We start from the raw sequence: 18,290 nt of genomic DNA, 5'->3' as shown, positions 1-18,290 counted from the left end.
GATGTGCTTCTATTATAGTATTTTGTCTTACGATATTTTTGAATTTTGATTGTTTTGTTCAAATGGGTGATGCTTTACTTTACATAATTTATTAGCATCTGAAATAAAATTATAAAGTTCATTAAATAAATCTACTTCATCATATAGATTGTATTTAAAATTGGTTTTAGGAACAATATCATTTGCGTAATCTATTTTTAATAAGGTTCTGCCATCTGCTCGGCTTCCGCCATATAGGATAACCCCTTCTTCTTCACAAATAGTAATTGTAAATTTATAGATGTCAGTATTTAAAACTAGTTTAGTGTTCTTCTCATATTTGCTGTTTTCAAACCTGAAATTATTATTTGCTTCAAAAATTTTTTTGATAAGATTTGGTATTTTTTCCTTCCTTTTTACATGCTCATTTAATAATTCTATATGTTGTTTGTTACTTTCTTCTTTATCTCTAAACTCTTTATTAATTTCTTTTTGGTGGGTGTTGTTCATGGAAATAAACCCAAGCAATAAAATTACTAGCCCAAGTAAAATAGGTATGGTCATAACTTAATTTCTTTTTTTACAAACTAAACTATCTTGTTAAATTCTAATTAAAAGGGATTTATTCTGTTAAGGTTTCAACTATTTGTTTAACTATTATTTAATACAGAGATAAGGATAATTATTAAATACCACAAACGTGGGGTTAATAATTTTTACAGATAGAAGGACTTTTGGGCATGGAAATGTCTGAAAAAGAAATAATCAAGCAAATAGGCGATAATGTTCGCCAACTTCGTCTTGAAAGACATTTAAGCCAATTTCAACTGCAAGTAGATGCTAATGTTGCTAAAAACCAAATTGGAAGGATAGAAAGAGGGGAGCATATTCCAAATATCATTACTGTAATTAAAATAGCCAAAGCTCTTAATGTGAGTATTTCTGAAATTATAGACTTGAAAAAAATTTAATATAATTTTTTTGGCATTAGTTAATTCGAAATCCATTAATTCTAAAAGGGAGACACCCTACCCTTTTATTTGAGGGGCACTATATATATGTTTTTTTCCATACCCCTCCTTCAAAAATTTAAATGTTTTAAATCACAGACTTTTTTTGAGAAATATTAAAAGTTTGGAGATTTTTAAGAAAATTTCTTGATAAAAGAATAGGATGGGAGTATGCTACAGGAAATGATAATGGATTAAATATAGATAGGTTTAGGTAGGTTAATTTTTAGTCAAAAAATCAAATGTTGTCCCGAATGTTGTCCCCTTTAAGAAACAAAAAAACCCTTAAAAGTTTGATATCCAAACGAATAAGGGTTAATTTAAGTGGTACCTCCAGGAATCGAACCAGGGACACAAGGATTTTCAGTCCTTTGCTCTACCAACTGAGCTAAGGTACCTCGCCAAAGCGGATGCAAATATATTCATTTTTATTATTCACCAAAAGAAAATTTAAAAAAATAGTTACTTTTTTTTCGTAAAAATAGTTAGTTGGCTTATTATGTTAACATTAAGTGAAAATAGTATTTGATTTTGTTGTGTGTTTTGTAATTTAGCAACTTTGGTAGATAAATGAATTTAGTAGTAGATGTAGGGAATTCTTTTTTTAAACTGGCTGTTTTTGAAGGTGATACTCTTGAAGTCAAAGCGGTAGTAGAATCAGATGTTTTTTTAGAGGAAGTCGATAAGTTATTATATAAATTTCCCGTCATAGAAAAAGCTATTGTAGCTTCAGTTGGAAAAATAAAAGAGAGTGATGTAAATTATTTAAAGAATAAGCTTCATGTTTTATTTTTAAATAGAGAAACGGTATTGCCATTTGTTAATAAATATGCTACACCAAGCACCTTAGGTATTGATAGAATGGTTTTGGTTAGTGCTTCTATATTTCAGTTTTCTAACAAAAACAAACTTATTATTGATGCAGGTACTTGTATTACCTATGATTTTGTAACTGATAAAAATGAATATTTAGGTGGTGCTATTTCGCCAGGAATTCAAATGCGTTATAAATCCTTGCATAATTTTACAGCCAATTTGCCGTTGTTAGAAACAGAGGAACCTGAAAGTATCATTGGAAATTCCACAAATAGTTCTATACACTCTGGAGTGATTTATGGCGTTATAAATGAAATTGAAGGTGTGATTGATAGTTATAAACATAAATTTTCGGATTTAACAGTTATTTTAACAGGAGGAGATACTAATTTCTTGTCTAAACAATTAAAAAGTAGCATATTTGCCAACTCTAATTTCCTTTTAGAGGGATTGAACGCTATTTTACAATATAATAATAACGAATGATAAAAAAACTTGTATTGGTTTTTATTGCAATTTTTGCAATTCAATTATATGCCCAAGAAGGCACCGCTTCACTGTATTCTTTTTATGGTATTGGAAGCCAAAAGTTTAAAGGAACCGCAGAGAATAGAAGTATGGGTGGATTGAGTATTTATACTGATAGCATTCATGTCAATTTGCGGAATCCTGCTTCTTATGCTACTCCTAATTTAACATATTTTAATAACGAAAGTAGACCTATTAAGTTTTCTGTTGGTAGTAGTTATTCTAGTTTAAATTTAAAAAGTACTAACAATACAGACAATGCTTCAGCAGTAAGTTTTGATTATTTAGCGATGTCTATTCCTATGGGAAAATTTGGATTTGGATTTGGTATTATGCCTTCTACCGCCGTAGGCTATAAATTGGATAATAATAATACAGCAGGGGATTTATTAAATAGGTTTCAAGGAGAAGGAGGGCTTAATAAAGCCTTTTTAGGATTTGGGTATCAAATTGTAAATGGTTTAAGCGTAGGGGTTGATGCTCAATATAATTTTGGTAATGTGCAAAATAGTATTATTGAATTTGTTTATGACGACGATGATGTGCCTTTACAGTATCAGTCTAAAGAAACAAATAGAGCAGATTTGAGTGGTTTAAATTTTAATTTAGGACTATCTTATAAACAAATGCTTAATGAAAAGTTAGAAATAGTTTCAGGTGTTACATATTCTATTGAGAGTAAGTTATCATCCAAGAATGAACGCTCTTATTCAACAATATTATATGATCGCTCTACAGGTGATGAGTTCGTTTACTCAAATTTAGATGTAGATTTAGAAGCTCTTGGTTTAAAAGAAACAGATTTAATACTACCATCTAAGGTATCTGTTGGTTTAGGAGTTGGTCAACCTAGAAAATGGTTTGTTGGAACAGAATATTTATTTCAAAACACCAGCAATTTAAAGAACGTAATATTAAGTAGTGGTAATAATGCTACGTTTAAAGATGCTTCAACCATTTCATTTGGAGGGTTCTACATTCCAGAATATAATTCATTTACAAGTTATTTTAAAAGAGTGGTTTATAGAGGTGGGGTATATGTTGAAGATACGGGTTTAACAATTAACAACGAGGATGTAAAAGAGTTTGGCATGTCTTTTGGAGTAGGTCTACCAGTTGGCGATGTGTTTTCTAATGTAAACATAGGTTTAGAAATAGGAAAACGAGGTTCAACTAACAGTAATTTAATACAAGAGAATTTTATTAATTTACAATTAAGTTTATCTTTGAACGATAAATGGTTTGGGAAACATAAATATGACTAACAATAGTGAAAAAATGAATATCATGAAAACAAAAATTACTTTATTATTAACCTTATTTTTCTTGGTCGCAAATGTTAGTTTTGCACAGCAAGAAGAATGCATGACAAAGCTTTCTATATTTCATGAATATGTGAAAGGTAAAAACTTTGAAGCAGCAGTAGAGCCATGGAGCGAGGTTAGAAAAATGTGTCCTAAATTTAATATTGCTATTTATTCCGATGGGGAAGCTATTTTATCTAATAAAATAGAAAATACAACTGGAGCAGAAAAAGTGGCCGCTATCAACGATTTGATGAAGTTATGGGAAGAGAGATTGTTGCATTTTCCCGAAAAAACAAAAAAAGGAGAATATGCTGCTAAAGCTTGTCAATTGATGTATGATAATAACGCCGATTTAGAAAAAACTGATGAGGAATTATACGATTGTTTTGATGCTGCATTTAAGGCTGATAAGGCAACTTTTACAAACCCTAAAAGCTTGTATACATATTTTTCTTTAATGGTGGGATTATATGATGCTAAAAAGAAAACAGATGCTGAATTATTTAATAAATATGATGATATAGCAGAAAAGGTTGAAGAAGAAGTACAAAACTATTCTGAAAACTTAAATAAAATCTTTGAAAAGGAAGAAGCAGGAACGCCTTTAACAAAAACAGAAACTAGTTACAAGCCATACTATGAAAGTTATTTAAAGGCTTATGATCAAATTTCAAGTGGTATTGATAGAAAATTAGGAGACAGGGCAAATTGTGAAAACTTAATTCCTTTATATGAAAAAGATTTTGAAGCAAATAAATCTGATGAAGTTTGGTTAAGACGTGCAGCTGGCAAAATGTCTGAAAAGGAATGTACAGATGATCCATTATTCTTTAAATTGGTAAATGCCTTACATGATTTAAGCCCGTCAGCTAATTCAGCGTTCTATTTAGGAATCCTAAAAGATAAAGAGAAAAAGTCTTCTGAAGCTATGGCGTTTTATAAACAAGCTCTTGATTTGGAAACAGATCACTTTAAGAAATCAAGATTAGCGTATAGAATTGGTTTAAAATTAAAAGGACGAGGAAACTATTCTGCAGCAAGAAATTATTTTAGAGATGCCTTAAAATACAATCCATCAAATGGGAACCCACATTTAGCTATTGCAGGGATGTATGCTTCAAGTGCTAATAGTTGTGGTGACGATGCTTTTAGTAAAAGAGCGGTATTTTGGTTAGCTGCAGATGAGGCTAGAAAAGCATCAAGAGTGGATCCAACGTTAAATAAAGCTGCTGCTCAAACAGCAGAAAATTATGAAGCTAAAGCACCAACAAAATCAGACATCTTTACCCAAGGTAATGGTGGTCAAGTTATAAAAATTGGATGTTGGATAGGGGCTAGTGTTACAGTACCTAGTATATAAATGAAACTTTTTTTAAAATATCATATATTTAACATAGTCACCGTAATTGCGGTGACTATGTTTTTTTCATGCGATAATAGACTGAAAGAAGTGCAACAAATTGGCATTTCAGATAATGAACCTATAGGTGTTGCTGAAAATATAATACTTAAACACATAGATTCAGGTAAGGTAGAATCGATTCTTACAAGTCCTAAAATGATAGATTATTCAAACAGGGATTTTGCTTTTAATGAATTTCCAGATGGTATGCATTTAGAGTTGTTTGATTCTAAAAATCAAAAAACAACTATCCGATCTGATTATGCTATCATTTATGATAAAACAGGTTTAACAGATTTGCAAGGGAATGTTGTTTTGTCAACAGAAACCAAGGATACTTTGTTTGCCGAACAATTATTTTTTGATAAAATTAAACAGTGGGTTTTTACCAATAAGCCTGTAAAATTTAGAACGGGCACAGACTTAATTAATGGCAATGGTTTTGATTCTGATAAAGAATTTAGTCAAGCGGAGGTTTTAGAAATAAATGGTATCATAACACTTAATGAATAGTTGAAAAACCATCTGTGTATTCTCAATTTTGAGTATCTTTACCCCATAAATACATACCGATGAAATATCAAAAATATTTTCAGTACGCCTATCTAATATTTGCTTTACTTTTTTTTTATGATGCTGTATCCAAATGGGCAAATACAGCAACTGTAGCCTATCCTTCTATACTGTTAGGGGCTACGGCGTTATTTATGTTTTTTTTTAGAAGAAAATTTTATAAAAAATTTGACAATAAAGACGATTCAAAATAAATGAGTCTTGTGGTTGTTATTATAATCGTATCCTTATTACTTTCAGCCTTTTTTTCGGGTATGGAGATTGCTTATGTCTCTTCAAACAAAATTCATATCGAAATTGAGAAAATGCAAGAGGGAGTTTTGGCAAAAGTGCTTTCCAAACTAACTGCTAGACCTTCAAAATTTATTGCAACCATGCTAATTGGTAATAATATAGCTTTAGTTGTTTATGGGTTCTTTATGGGTGATCTGCTTGTTGAAAAGTTTCAAACCCTGCTTCCAGCGTCGTCTAGTTTTGTAAACTACATACTAACAGATTTAAGTTTGTTAACTCAAACGATTATTTCAACTTTAGTTATTTTAATAACGGCAGAGTTTTTGCCAAAAGTGTTTTTTCAAATTTATTCTAATAGCTTGCTAAAATTATTAGCAATACCCGCCTATGTATTTTATGTGTTGTTTTCCGGGGTTTCAGACTTTGTTATTTGGATATCAGATACGGTTTTAAAACTTTTTTTTAAAACCGAAGGCGATCAAATACAAATGGCTTTTACTAAGGTAGAACTTGGGCATTATATTAGTGAGCAAATGGAATCTGTAGAGGCGCATGAAGATGTAGATACTGAAATACAGATTTTTCAAAATGCGTTGGAGTTTTCTGAAGTTAAAGCACGGGATGTAATGGTGCCACGTACCGAAATTATTGCTGTTGAAAAAAGTGAAAGCATTAAAACGCTAAATGCACTTTTTACAGAATCTGGTTGTACAAAAATATTGGTTTATAAAGATACTATTGATGATATTTTAGGTTATGTACACTCATTTGAACTGTTTAAAAAACCAAAAAGTATACAATCTATTATATTGCCGGTAGAATTTGTTCCTGAAACCGTGTTGATTAATGATGTACTTAATGTACTTATAAAAAAGCGGAAAAGTATTGCCGTAGTTTTGGACGAATATGGAGGTACTTCAGGAATTATGACAGTGGAAGACATTGTTGAAGAACTTTTTGGTGAAATTGAAGATGAGCACGATACTATTGTGTTAATAGAAGAACAACTCGAGGAAAATGTTTTTAAATTTTCAGCCCGTTTGGATGTAGATTATATTAATGAAACCTATAAGATTAATCTTCCTGAAAGTGAAAATTATGGAACGCTTGGCGGATTGATTGTAAATGCTACAGAAGAGATTCCTACTAAAAATGAAGTAGTTATTATTGAAGCGTTTCAGTTTACAATATTAGAAGCTACAAACACAAAAATTAATTTAGTAGAATTGAGGCTTTTGCAAGAAGATTAGTTTATTAGTTTTAGTGTTTAAGAAAATTTGTAGTTTTCAAGTTAATTATAATATAACTTAACAACAAATGTAAAGCTAAGGGAAACGGAAGTCTATTTTAAGGATAAACAAATACAAAATAACCCTTTTATTATTAAATGTAAAATGGTATTTTCGCGGACATTATTTTGTTTAGCAGAAAATAAAAAACAAACACAAACTTATAGTTTTTATAAATTTAAATAACCCATGGCAGTTTTAAATAAAATTAGACAACGTTCTCTTTTTTTGATATTAATCATAGCGTTGGCGCTATTCTCATTTGTATTGGCAGATTTGTTTCAAAACAGTGATGCTTTAATAGCTAAGTCGCAAAACATTGTGGCGACTATTAATGGAAAAGATATAACACGAGAAGAGTTTCTTCAAAAAGTAGAAGTAGCTCAGCAACAATCAGGTGCAACTGCTACAAGTTCGCAGGTTATGAATCGTGTTTGGGATCAAGAAGTACGTCAAGCAGTTATGGAAACTCAATTTGAAAAATTGGGTATTACTGTAGAAAAAGATCAAATGCGTGATTTGCTAAAAACAGCTTTAGCATCAAGTCCTGAATTTTTAAACGAAGCGGGTTTGTTTGATGAGAATAAATTGAATGAGTACATAATCAATTTAAAAGAAACGTCTCCTGCAGGTTATGAAAGTTGGATTAATTATGAAAAATCTTTGGCAGCTAATGCACTTCAGCAAAACTATTACAATATGGTTAAAGCTGGGTTAACAGGAACTTTAGCAGAAGGAGAATTACAGCATAAGTTAGAAGGCAATAAAGTAGATGTTCAATATGTGCAAGTCCCTTTTTCGTCTGTGATTGATAGTACAGTGCAAGTTACTACGTCTGATATTAAAAGCTATATTTCTAAAAATGAAAAACAATATAAAGTTGAGGAGTCTAGAGATATTAGATATATTGAATTTAAAGAAATGGCTACTGTTGAAGATGAAAATGCAATAAAAGCTGAAGTAGAAAGCTTGTTAAATGATAAAGAAGAGTATAATCAAGCGGCTAAAGCAAGTGAAACGGTAATAGGTTTTAAAAACACAACTGATAATGAAGGATTTGTTAATAGTCATTCAGATATCAAGTTTGAAGATCGTTTTGTGTTCAAGTCAGGGTTGCCAACTGTAGCAGCGGATAGTATTTTTGATTTGAATGTAGGTGGTATTTACGGGGCATATAAAGACAATGGCTATTATAAAATAACAAAAGTAATTGATGTTACTAAACAGCCAGATTCAGTTCAAGCTAGACATATTTTAATACCTTTTATAGGATCGCGTTCTGCAACAGAAACGGCATTGCCAAAAGAGGAGGCTAAGCGTCAAGCAGATAGTTTATTGGCTATTTTTAAATCTAACAAGTCTAAGTTTGCTGCTATAGCCGAAGAGCTTTCGGCAGATACAGGTAGTGCTCAAAAAGGAGGTGATTTAGGTTATTTTACTTCAGGAAGAATGGTTCCTGAATTTAATGACTTTTGTTTTCAACAAAGTAAAGGTGATATTGGAGTAGTAGAAACCGTCTTTGGCTTTCATATTATCGACATACAAGATCAGAAAAATATACAACGCGCTATAAAAGTTGCTACAATTGCAAGAAAAATAGAGCCTTCAGAAGCAACTATTTCAAAAGTTTTTAGAGATGCATCTAATTTTGAAATAGCTGTAACTGAAAAAGATTTTGACGAGGTAGCTAACGAAAATAATTATTCTGCCCGTCCCGTTAACGGTATTAAAGTTTTGGATGAAAATATTCCAGGTATAGGTAATCAAAGACCGATAGTAAGATGGGCTTTTGAAGAAGATGTTAAGGTAGGTAAAGTTAAGCGTTTTAATGTGTCTGGAGGATATGCAATAGTGCAATTAGTAGCTAAGCATGAAGCGGGATTAATGTCTGTTGAAGAAGCTAAAGCAACTGCAATTCCTGCTATTAGAAAAGAGAAAAAAGCAGAAATTATTAGAGATAGAATTTCTGCAACAACACTAGAGGATTTAGCAAAGGCAGAAAAAACTTCAGTAAGATCTGCTTCTGCAATAAACATGAAAAACCCAACACTTTCTGGTGCAGGTAGAGAACCATTGGTTGTAGGTGCTGCATTTGCTTTAAAAGAAGGAGAAACTTCTAATTTGATTGATGGGAATAATGGTGTATATATGATTAAAGTAACTAAAATAGAGCCAGCTGTTGTTTTAGATAACTATCAGTCTTATGCGAATCAAGTAGAGGCACAAAAATCAAATGTGGTAAGTTCAAAACTTTATAACGCTTTAAAAGAAGCCGCAGATATTGAAGATAATAGAGCTAAGTCGCAAGTTCAATAAAATTCCGTGTTAAGAAAGAAAAAGCCTCGAATTAACGAGGCTTTTTTTTTATTTGTTTTTACATGGTGTGTGGAATCTCATTGGTTTTGGATTTTTCTTTCAATTGTTGACAGAGGTTTTATTTGAATAATCAATTTATTGTTGTTGAAAGGAAAAAGTTAGAGTTGTACGTTTACAAAATCATATCCTTAAAAGAAATAACAGTATCATGTCCCTTGTTCTTAAAATAAGAGGTTGGATTGTTTTTTGAAGTTGCTAATATAAAATCGCCTCCCCAAGCCCCCAAGCTTTTTATTTGCCCTGCAAAATCTTGAAATAGAAGTGATTTAACAGGTATTTGTTTTGTTATTTTAGATATAATTGTTTCATGCAAATTTATAAGTTTTTCAAAATCATGTAAATTAGTTGAAGAACTCATTTCTGTAGTAATATGACTAATTTCAGAAATATAAGAAACTATATTACCTTTATTTGCTTTGTAATGAGCAATCCCATCTCGGCTGTTTTGCTTTTTGTTGAGGTAGACAAAATAAAGATGTTCTTTAAAAGCAGGATTGAAATTAATTTGTTTTACAACGGGTGTTCCTTGGTTTAATTGATAACTAATCGGATTGTTGTTTTGTGCGCAAGCAATATCGTAGCCACTGCCACCAAAAGTTAATTCTAATAATTTATAGGCGTCTACTTGTGCCCATTGTGCTAAGTTGTTTATTAATGTTGAAGAAGTGCCTAGTCCCCAGTTTTTAGGGAAATCTAATGTGGTGATAACTTTGTATCCGTTATCAGAATTTAAAAAATTTGGGTTTAATTGTTTTACAGCATTTAATATTTGTATAAGTCTGCTATTAATGTCATTAACAGGGTGTTTAGAATCGGTAATTTCATCAACTAAGAATGTGTTTTCAAACCAAATCTGTCCTTCCTCATCATAACTTTTCCAAATGAGTTTCGGTTCGTTAATAGGTGTAGCCGTTAAAGATTGACCGAATTTGGTGGGAATAGCTAATGATAAGGCACCATCAAGTACCACATATTCACCAGTAAGCAATAATTTTCCGTGACTATTAAAACGTTTCACTTTTAATTTAATTCTTAGTTCTTAAATTATGAATGGCATCTACTACAGCACTATGAGAAATCGCCTGGGTTTTAAACCGCTCTATTATAATTTGCTTTTCTTCATTATTAGCTTCAAGTTGATTTAAAATATTCATCAAATGCATTTTCATATGTCCTTCTTGAATACCTGTGGTAGTAAGGGAGCGTAAGGCTGCAAAATTTTGTGCCAATCCTGCTACTGCTACAATTTGCATCAATTCCTTGGCAGATGGATGGTGTAGCAATTCCAATGCCAGTTTTACTAACGGGTGTAAGCCTGTAAGCCCTCCCACAGTTCCTAAAGCCAATGGAATTTCCATCCAAAATGTAAAGATGCCATTTTCTACTTTCGCATGTGATAAACTACTGTATTTTCCATGTCTGGAGGCATAGGCATGTACGCCTGCTTCTATAGCTCTAAAATCATTTCCAGTGGCTAATACTACGGCGTCAATGCCATTCATAATGCCTTTATTATGAGTAACGGCACGATAAGGTTCAACTTCGGCAATATTAACAGCCTGAATAAATTTAGAGGCATATTCTTCAGCGGTTATGTTTTTATCTTCATTTAAGTCTTCTACTTTACAACTTACCTCAGCGCGTACCAAACAATCGGGAACATAGTTTGATAAAATACTCATAACAATTTTAATGTTTTTTTCTTCTTCAGAAAAACCATCAAATAGTAATCCTTCATTTTTAAATGTTTTAGCAAATTGCTCTAAACAGGAGTTGATAAAATTTGCGCCCATGGCATCTAAGGTTTCAAATGACACATGTAATTGGTAATATCCATTAATGTCTTTTGTTTTGTCCCGAAGTTCAATATCAATAATACCACCACCGCGTTTTTCCATGTTTTTAGTAATGGAAGCAACGTCTTTAATAAGTTTGGGTTTAACAGTCTTGAAAAATTTTTTTAGTTTATCAACATTCCCATAAAACATAAAATGTACTTGACCGATTTTAGTTGTAGAAATGACTTTGGTTTTAAAACCTCCTCTGTCCATCCAAAATTTAGCAGCTTTACTGGCAGCAGCCACCACAGAACTCTCTTCTATGGCCATAGGAATGGTGTATATTTTTTTATTGATTAAAAAATTTGGAGCTACTCCAAACGGCAAATAGTAATTTGAAATGGTGTTTTCAATAAACTCGTCATGTAGTTGCTGGAGTTTAACATCATTGTTCCAATATTGTTTTAATATACTTTTTGCGTCTTCAGAATTTGAAAAGTAAGTATCAACAATCCAGTCGATTTTTTTAGTTTTTGAAAGTTTGGAAAATCCAGAGATAGAAGCGCTCATTAATTTAAAAGTTTTTTTGATGAGCAAAGATACTATAAACTTGTTTTGATTTGAATTTAGAGGTTTTTAATATATTTAAAATATGTATATTTAGCCTTTAAAAATCTTAATGTTTATCTTGTTTTTAATATACAAGATTTATTTTTTTGAAATAAAAGTTTTTAATGAAATACCAAAAATACTCCTTTTACATTCTTCTTTTTTTTACATCTATTTTAACGGCTCAAACAGAGGTTATTAGCTTAGAAGCTATATGGAATGGTGAATTTAGGACAGATGGAATGGATGCTTTACACTCCATGTCAAATGGGCAACAATATGCGGTTTTGAATTTTGATAGAGCTTCAAGAAGTACTTCTATTGATCTGTATGACTATAATACGCTCCAAAAAGTAAAAACGCTGGTAAGTTCTTCAAATTTGGACGAAATGGCTTATTTTTCAGATTATAATTTTAGTAATGATGAGCAAAAAATTATTTTAGTAACTAATCAAGAGCCTATTTATCGGCGTTCATCATTAGGGGATTATTATGTTTATAATATTCTTGACAAGTCATTAACCTTAATTTCTGAAGAAAAAATTCAGGAGCCAACTTTTTCACCAAACGGAAATAAAGTAGCATTTGTTTTAAATAATAATTTATTTATAAAGGATTTAAACTCTGGTAAAACCACGCAAGTTACTTTTGATGGTGAAAAGAATAAAATAATAAATGGTATAACTGATTGGGTTTACGAAGAAGAATTTGCTTTTGTTCGTGCTTTTGATTGGAATGCTGATAGTAATAAAATAGCTTATATCAGATTTGATGAGACCAATGTGCCCGAATTTTCAATGGATGTATATGGAACAGATCTTTATCAAACTCAACAAGTATTTAAGTACCCCAAAGCAGGAGAACAAAACTCAGTTGTTTCGCTCCATATATACGATATAGAAACAAATGAAACAGCAGAGGTTAAGGTTGGTAAAAGTTATAATGATTTCTATATTCCACGAATTAAGTGGACAAACAATTCTGACATCCTGAGTGCTCAGTTTATGAATAGACATCAAAACGAATTAGATTTGTGGATGATAAATGCTAAAAGTAACTCTTCTAATTTAGTGTTAGCTGAAACAGATAAAGCTTATATTGATGTAACGGACAATTTAACGTTTTTAAAAGATAATAGCTTTATTTGGACCAGTGAAAAAGATGGGTATAATCATATTTATCATTATAATAGCAATGGGGAATTAATAAATCAAGTAACTAACGGTAATTGGGAAGTGACAGATTACTACGGGTATAATGATAAAACGAATTCTGTTTTTTACCAATCGGTTGAAAATGGGTCTATAAATAGAGATGTATATTCTATAAAATTAAATGGGAAGAAAAAAACTAGACTTTCAAATCTCAATGGGACAAATGATGCTGATTTTAGTGCTGATTTTTCATATTTTATAAATACATTTTCAAACGCATCAACACCTCCAAAATACACTTTGAATGATGCTGCTTCTGGAAAAGTAATAAGAGTGATTAAGGATAATCAATCACTGTCCAATAAACTATCAAATTATAAACTATCTGAAAAGGAATTTAGTACCATTGCTGTTAATGGCAATGATCTGAATATGTGGATGATAAAACCTGCTGATTTTGATTCATCAAAACAGTATCCGTTGTTTATGACTCAATATTCAGGCCCTGGTTCGCAATATGTTTCCAATAGTTGGAATGGTACAAATGATTATTGGTATCAGTTTTTAGCAGCTAGAGGCTATATTGTTATTTGTGTTGATGGCCGCGGAACGGGTTTTAAAGGTGCTGATTTTAAAAAAGTTACACAAAAAGAATTGGGTAAGTATGAAGTTGAAGACCAAATAGAAGCAGCAAAACAAATAGGTAATTTGCCTTATATTGATGCTGGAAGAATAGGTATTTGGGGGTGGAGTTATGGTGGTTTTATGAGTAGTAATTGTTTGTTTAAGGGTAATGACGTGTTTTCAATGGCCATAGCTGTGGCACCCGTAACAAGTTGGCGTTTTTACGATACAATTTATACGGAACGTTATATGACAACACCACAAGAAAATGCAAATGGTTATGACTATAATTCTCCAATAAATCATGTTGATAAATTAAAAGGTGATTTTCTTTTGCTGCATGGTTCTGCAGATGATAATGTGCATGTACAAAACACCATGCGATTGGTTGAGGCTTTAATTCAAGCCGATAAGCAATTCGATTGGGCCATTTATCCTGACAAAAACCATGGTATTTACGGAGGTAACACTAGATTACATCTATATAAAAAAATGACTGAATTTATAATAAATAACCTATAAAAAGAAATAAGTTTATGAATCAAGAAAAAGATTTAGCTCTAACAGCACACCTAAAAAAACAAGGAGTTGATAATAAAATGCTAATGGGGCATCCTGCTGGGTTATTTGTTTTGTTTTTTACAGAAATGTGGGAGCGTTTTAGTTATTATGGAATGCGAGCGTTATTGACTGTTTTTTTAATTACAGAAATAGGAAAAGGAGGCTGGGAATGGACAAATGCAGATGCTATGCAGTTGTATGCTTGGTATACAGGTTTGGTTTATTTAACACCACTTGTTGGAGGGCTCATAGCAGATAAATTTACAGGATTTAGAAAGGCCATATTATTAGGGGCTTTAATTATGACTTTAGGTCATGCAGCTATGGCATTTGAGACGATTAGTCCTACTTTTTTTTATATAGGTTTGGTATTTATGATTTTAGGAAATGGTTTGTTTAAACCAAATATTTCTTCAATGGTAGGTAATCTTTATCCTGATTCAAGTTCAAAAAAAGATGCAGGTTACACTATTTTTTATATGGGTATTAATGCAGGTGCATTTTTAGGAATGTTACTTTGTGGTTATATAGGTGAAAAAGTGGGATGGCATTATGGATTTGGATTGGCAGGTGTATTTATGTTATTCGGTATGTTACAATTCTATTTTGGGCGTAATATATTTGGTGTTATAGGAGAACAGCCAAAAAAACAAATTGTTATAGAGGTAGATGAAATTGTAGAAGCAACAGAAGATGAAGAGATCCCTGCTCATATTGTACGAGATCGATTAGTCGTTGTGGGTGTATTAATGGTTGCCAGTATTTTTTTCTTTTTTGCCTTTGAACAGGCAGGTGGGTCTATGACAGTGTTTGCTAAAAATTATACACAAAGAATTTTAGAAGGAAATGCAGGCACTATTTTTAAATGGATAGATGCAATTTTAACTATTTTTCCTATTTTAATTGTTACATGGGTGCTTTACGGTTTAGGAAAGAAAATTTACAATGAATACCCATTAACAATTATATTCACATCTGTTTCTTTTGTTATTATCTGGATTTTAGGTGGGTGGAAAGTTTATCGTGAATTTAGTCTAGAGCAAACAGAAGTAACTGTTTCTTGGTTTCAGATACTAAATTCCTTTTTTATAATTGCATTAGCTTCGTCCTTTAGTAAAATGTGGGAAAAGGTATGGAATCCTTCCGGACCAATTAAATTTGCAATGGGTTTGACTTTAGTAGGAGCTGGATTTTTAGTTTTATCATTAGGATCAAGTAGTATTCCTCAAGGGGCAAAAGAGGCATCAGTTAGTATGATTTGGTTGATTTTAGCCTATTTTTTTCATACTACTGGGGAGTTGTGCTTATCACCAGTTGGGCTGTCCTACGTGTCTAAATTATCTCCCAAACGATTAGCAGGATTGTTATTCGGGCTCTGGTTTACAGCTTCAGCTATAGCTAATTTTATAGCAGGAATGACGGGATCTTATATTGATAAAATATCAGAGACGTATTCCTTGTCTACATTTTTCTTAATTATTGCAGCTATACCTATGATTGCAGCGGTAATTTTGATAGTATTGAATCCAAAATTAAAGAAAATGATGCATGGCATTAATTAATTGTCATTATACCCTAACCGCAAAAAATACTTATCAAAATGAATACTGACATTGAAAATTTATTTAAAGACACCGTTCTTGGGCATCCAGTTGGATTGTTTATCTTGTTTTTTACAGAAATGTGGGAGCGTTTTTCTTTTTATGGTATGCGCATACTTCTTATTTTATTTTTAACAGCACCTTTGGTTAGTGATAATCCAGGTTGGGAATGGCCACGTGAACATGCTTTGTCTTTAATAGGTACCTACGCCTCACTTTTGTATTTAACCCCTATTATTGGAGGCTGGATTGCAGATAAATGGACAGGTTATCGTATTGCCGTTGTAATTGGTTGTGTTATTATGACGCTTGGCCATGTTGCTATGGCACTCGAAACTACATCTTCATTTTATTTAGGTTTGGCATTATTGGTTATTGGTACTGGTTTCTTTAAGCCTAATATTACCTCTATCATTTCAGAAATGTATAAAACAAGGGAGTCAAAAAAAGATGGTGCTTATACCATTTTTTACATGGGGGTCAATGCTGGAGCTTTTTTTGGCATGATGCTTTGTGGGTATTTAGCTGAAAATTATGGATGGACTTATGGGTTTGGTTTGGCTGGTATTTTTATGTTATTAGGGATGCTTCAGTTTTTATTTGCGCATAAAATATTTGGTGAAGTTGGAGCTGCGCCTTCAAAAACTATAAATGTAGTCTTACACGATGATGAAGATTTAACAAATCCAGAAGTTGTAAAAGAAGAAGTTGAGGCAGCTTCTAAGCTTAATCCGTTTACAACATTAGATAAAATACTAATTGTATTAGCTTCTTTAGGAGGACTTGTATATTTATTTAATGATCCATTAGAGAAAATTGGAGGTACCTCTATGTTACCTTTTGAATTTTTAGGAATGAGTGGTTCTAATTTTGTTGTTCTTGCTGCTTTAATTCTTTTTTTGGTTTTATTAATTGGCCGTTTGGCTCGTTACATTCCTATTGTTAGAGACCGTTTGGCTGCGGTTTCTATTTTTGCACTTTTTACAGTATTCTTTTTTGCTTTTTTTGAACAATCTTTAGGGTCTATGACTTTGTTTGCAAGTGATTATACTAATAGAGATTTAGTAGGAAATACAGCTACCATATTTAAGATTGTTGATGGATTATTAACAACCATTCCATTAATTATAATCACTTATGTTATTTTCTTGATTTTTAAAAAAACTTTTGGAAAAATAGGGCTGTCAAATGTGATGTTGGCTATTGCTTTTCTTGGGGTATGGGCATTGGTTATTTATCGTATTTATGACAAATCGTTTTCAGAGGAATTAAAAGTTGATGCAACATGGTTTGGAATTTTAAATTCTTTCTTTATTATCACATTAGCACCTCTTTTTTCAAAATGGTGGGAAAGTAAATATAATCCGAGTGCTGCTATGAAATATGCCATTGGATTGGTGTTATTAGGTTTAGGGTTTGGGATTTTGGCTTATGGTGCTTCAGATATACCCTCCGGAGCTAAAACCGCATCTGTAAGTATGCTGTTTTTAATATTAGCATATTTGTTTCATACTATGGGTGAGCTTTGTTTGTCCCCATTAGGATTGTCTTATTTAAGTAAATTAGTGCCTGCTAGAATGATTGGTTTTATGTTTGGAGTTTGGTATTTGGCAATTGCTGTGGGACAGAAATTGGCTAATACTATGGGGGGAATGATTGATAAAATTTCAGAAGAATATTCATTGGGGACATTTTTTTTAATATTTACTTTAATTCCTATTGGTGTAGGTCTAATATCAGTTTTATTAAATCCACTCCTTAAAAAACTTATGCATGGAGTTCGATAAATAATTAAAAAGCGTTAAAGTATTTTTAAAAACGCTATATTTTAAGAGGTTTTTTGTAAGTTCGGAACAGCTTTTGAAATAAAGAAATTGAAATATAAAAAATATTAAATGAAAAAAAATGTATTGTTAGTGGTGCTTACAATGGTATTTGCCTTAAGTAGTGTCGCTCAAGAAATAAATTGGGTAACTTTTAATGAGGCTATTGAACTTCAGAAAAAAGCACCAAAGAAAATTATGATGGATGTGTATACCAATTGGTGTGGACCTTGTAAGATGTTAGATAAAAATACCTTTCAAAATAAGGATGTTGCTGATTATGTAAATGAGCATTATTATGCTGTAAAATTTAATGGAGAAGGCAACCAAGAGGTTCGTTATAAAGATAACACTTTTGCAAACCCTGGATATAATCCTGCCAACGCTAACAGACGAAATAGTGCACATCAATTAGCAAGTTATTTGCAAATTTCTGCGTATCCAACCATAGTGTTTTTTGATGAAAATGCTGATGTAATAACACCTTTAAGAGGGTATCAAACACCTCCGCAATTAGAGTTGTATTTAAAAATGTTTAAAGCAGATGCACATAAAGAAATTACAACTCAAGAAGAATTTAATACTTATTATTCATCCTTTAAGCCTCAATTTAAAGGGTAATATTA

Annotated in this window: 15 protein-coding genes and 1 tRNA gene; 12 read left to right on the top strand and 4 right to left on the bottom strand. The window is 31.8% G+C overall.

The window, feature by feature from the left end:
• Window positions 1-27 precede the first annotated feature (27 nt).
• Window positions 28-543, bottom strand: a complete 516-nt coding sequence (locus APS56_RS08625; protein ID WP_054727211.1) for a hypothetical protein — start codon at window positions 541-543, stop codon at window positions 28-30.
• 176 nt (window positions 544-719) lie between these two features.
• Between APS56_RS08625 and APS56_RS08620 the strand changes: the two genes are divergently transcribed.
• Window positions 720-950: a helix-turn-helix domain-containing protein gene (locus APS56_RS08620; RefSeq protein WP_054727209.1), complete on the top strand. Its 231-nt coding sequence runs from the start codon at window positions 720-722 to the stop codon at window positions 948-950.
• A 364-nt stretch (window positions 951-1,314) separates the two neighbouring features.
• Here the strand turns inward: APS56_RS08620 and APS56_RS08615 are convergent.
• Window positions 1,315-1,387: transfer RNA gene (locus tag APS56_RS08615), tRNA-Phe, on the bottom strand.
• A 172-nt stretch (window positions 1,388-1,559) separates the two neighbouring features.
• On the opposite strand from APS56_RS08615, the gene APS56_RS08610 reads away from it, so the two are divergent.
• From APS56_RS08610 to APS56_RS08580, 7 genes are all read left to right on the top strand, one after another.
• Window positions 1,560-2,291 carry a type III pantothenate kinase gene (locus tag APS56_RS08610; RefSeq protein ID WP_054727207.1) on the top strand — a complete coding sequence of 244 codons (732 nt, stop codon included), beginning with the start codon at window positions 1,560-1,562 and terminating at the stop codon, window positions 2,289-2,291.
• Complete coding sequence (gene bamG, locus APS56_RS08605) at window positions 2,288-3,598, top strand: BamG family beta-barrel-assembly machinery protein (RefSeq protein WP_054727206.1); 1,311 nt, start codon at window positions 2,288-2,290, stop codon at window positions 3,596-3,598. The genes APS56_RS08610 and bamG overlap by 4 nt, the downstream gene beginning before the upstream one ends.
• A gap of 22 nt (window positions 3,599-3,620) precedes the next feature.
• Entirely contained in the window at window positions 3,621-5,000 is a 1,380-nt protein-coding gene (locus APS56_RS08600) for a tetratricopeptide repeat protein (RefSeq protein ID WP_054731285.1), read from the top strand.
• Complete coding sequence (gene lptC, locus APS56_RS08595; RefSeq protein ID WP_054727204.1) at window positions 5,001-5,555, top strand: LPS export ABC transporter periplasmic protein LptC; 555 nt, start codon at window positions 5,001-5,003, stop codon at window positions 5,553-5,555.
• Between the two features lie 59 nt (window positions 5,556-5,614).
• A complete protein-coding gene (locus APS56_RS08590) occupies window positions 5,615-5,809 on the top strand; it encodes a hypothetical protein (RefSeq protein WP_054727202.1) in 195 nt (64 codons plus the stop codon).
• Window positions 5,810-7,099: a hemolysin family protein gene (locus APS56_RS08585; RefSeq protein WP_054727200.1), complete on the top strand. Its 1,290-nt coding sequence runs from the start codon at window positions 5,810-5,812 to the stop codon at window positions 7,097-7,099.
• A gap of 228 nt (window positions 7,100-7,327) precedes the next feature.
• On the top strand, window positions 7,328-9,454 hold the full coding sequence (locus APS56_RS08580; protein WP_054727198.1) for a peptidylprolyl isomerase: 2,127 nt from the start codon (window positions 7,328-7,330) through the stop codon (window positions 9,452-9,454).
• A 172-nt stretch (window positions 9,455-9,626) separates the two neighbouring features.
• On the opposite strand, the gene APS56_RS08575 is transcribed toward APS56_RS08580, so the two are convergent.
• Entirely contained in the window at window positions 9,627-10,532 is a 906-nt protein-coding gene (locus tag APS56_RS08575; RefSeq protein ID WP_054727196.1) for a GYDIA family GHMP kinase, read from the bottom strand.
• A gap of 7 nt (window positions 10,533-10,539) precedes the next feature.
• Entirely contained in the window at window positions 10,540-11,862 is a 1,323-nt protein-coding gene (locus tag APS56_RS08570; RefSeq protein WP_054727194.1) for a hydroxymethylglutaryl-CoA reductase, degradative, read from the bottom strand.
• Between the two features lie 164 nt (window positions 11,863-12,026).
• Between APS56_RS08570 and APS56_RS08565 the strand changes: the two genes are divergently transcribed.
• The 4 genes from APS56_RS08565 to APS56_RS08550 all read left to right on the top strand — a co-directional run bounded on the left by APS56_RS08565 (window position 12,027) and on the right by APS56_RS08550 (window position 18,285).
• On the top strand, window positions 12,027-14,201 hold the full coding sequence (locus tag APS56_RS08565) for a S9 family peptidase (RefSeq protein WP_054727192.1): 2,175 nt from the start codon (window positions 12,027-12,029) through the stop codon (window positions 14,199-14,201).
• 14 nt (window positions 14,202-14,215) lie between these two features.
• Window positions 14,216-15,802 (top strand): peptide MFS transporter, encoded by a 1,587-nt coding sequence (locus tag APS56_RS08560; RefSeq protein ID WP_054727190.1) that lies wholly within the window; start codon window positions 14,216-14,218, stop codon window positions 15,800-15,802.
• A gap of 38 nt (window positions 15,803-15,840) precedes the next feature.
• Complete coding sequence (locus APS56_RS08555) at window positions 15,841-17,628, top strand: peptide MFS transporter (RefSeq protein WP_054727188.1); 1,788 nt, start codon at window positions 15,841-15,843, stop codon at window positions 17,626-17,628.
• A 108-nt stretch (window positions 17,629-17,736) separates the two neighbouring features.
• Window positions 17,737-18,285: a thioredoxin family protein gene (locus APS56_RS08550; RefSeq protein ID WP_054727186.1), complete on the top strand. Its 549-nt coding sequence runs from the start codon at window positions 17,737-17,739 to the stop codon at window positions 18,283-18,285.
• The last annotated feature ends 5 nt before the right edge of the window (window positions 18,286-18,290 follow it).

Origin of the sequence: Pseudalgibacter alginicilyticus, assembly GCF_001310225.1 — a bacterium.
Lineage (GTDB): Bacteria > Bacteroidota > Bacteroidia > Flavobacteriales > Flavobacteriaceae > Pseudalgibacter > Pseudalgibacter alginicilyticus.
The sequence above is the reverse complement of the archived record's forward strand: the minus strand, read 5'-3'. Positions and strand labels throughout refer to the sequence as shown.

Bases quoted from the DNA above. Each gene is read 5' to 3' on its own strand.
- APS56_RS08580 (WP_054727198.1), top strand. From the start codon at position 7,328: ATGGCAGTTTTAAATAAAATTAGACAACGTTCTCTTTTTTTGATATTA.
- lptC (WP_054727204.1), top strand. From the start codon at position 5,001: ATGAAACTTTTTTTAAAATATCATATATTTAACATAGTCACCGTAATT.
- APS56_RS08625 (WP_054727211.1), bottom strand. From the start codon at position 543: ATGACCATACCTATTTTACTTGGGCTAGTAATTTTATTGCTTGGGTTT.
- bamG (WP_054727206.1), top strand. From the start codon at position 2,288: ATGATAAAAAAACTTGTATTGGTTTTTATTGCAATTTTTGCAATTCAA.
- APS56_RS08570 (WP_054727194.1), bottom strand. From the start codon at position 11,862: ATGAGCGCTTCTATCTCTGGATTTTCCAAACTTTCAAAAACTAAAAAA.
- APS56_RS08600 (WP_054731285.1), top strand. From the start codon at position 3,621: ATGAAAACAAAAATTACTTTATTATTAACCTTATTTTTCTTGGTCGCA.
- APS56_RS08565 (WP_054727192.1), top strand. From the start codon at position 12,027: ATGAAATACCAAAAATACTCCTTTTACATTCTTCTTTTTTTTACATCT.
- APS56_RS08560 (WP_054727190.1), top strand. From the start codon at position 14,216: ATGAATCAAGAAAAAGATTTAGCTCTAACAGCACACCTAAAAAAACAA.
- APS56_RS08555 (WP_054727188.1), top strand. From the start codon at position 15,841: ATGAATACTGACATTGAAAATTTATTTAAAGACACCGTTCTTGGGCAT.
- APS56_RS08610 (WP_054727207.1), top strand. From the start codon at position 1,560: ATGAATTTAGTAGTAGATGTAGGGAATTCTTTTTTTAAACTGGCTGTT.
- APS56_RS08620 (WP_054727209.1), top strand. From the start codon at position 720: ATGGAAATGTCTGAAAAAGAAATAATCAAGCAAATAGGCGATAATGTT.
- APS56_RS08550 (WP_054727186.1), top strand. From the start codon at position 17,737: ATGAAAAAAAATGTATTGTTAGTGGTGCTTACAATGGTATTTGCCTTA.
- APS56_RS08585 (WP_054727200.1), top strand. From the start codon at position 5,810: ATGAGTCTTGTGGTTGTTATTATAATCGTATCCTTATTACTTTCAGCC.
- APS56_RS08590 (WP_054727202.1), top strand. From the start codon at position 5,615: ATGAAATATCAAAAATATTTTCAGTACGCCTATCTAATATTTGCTTTA.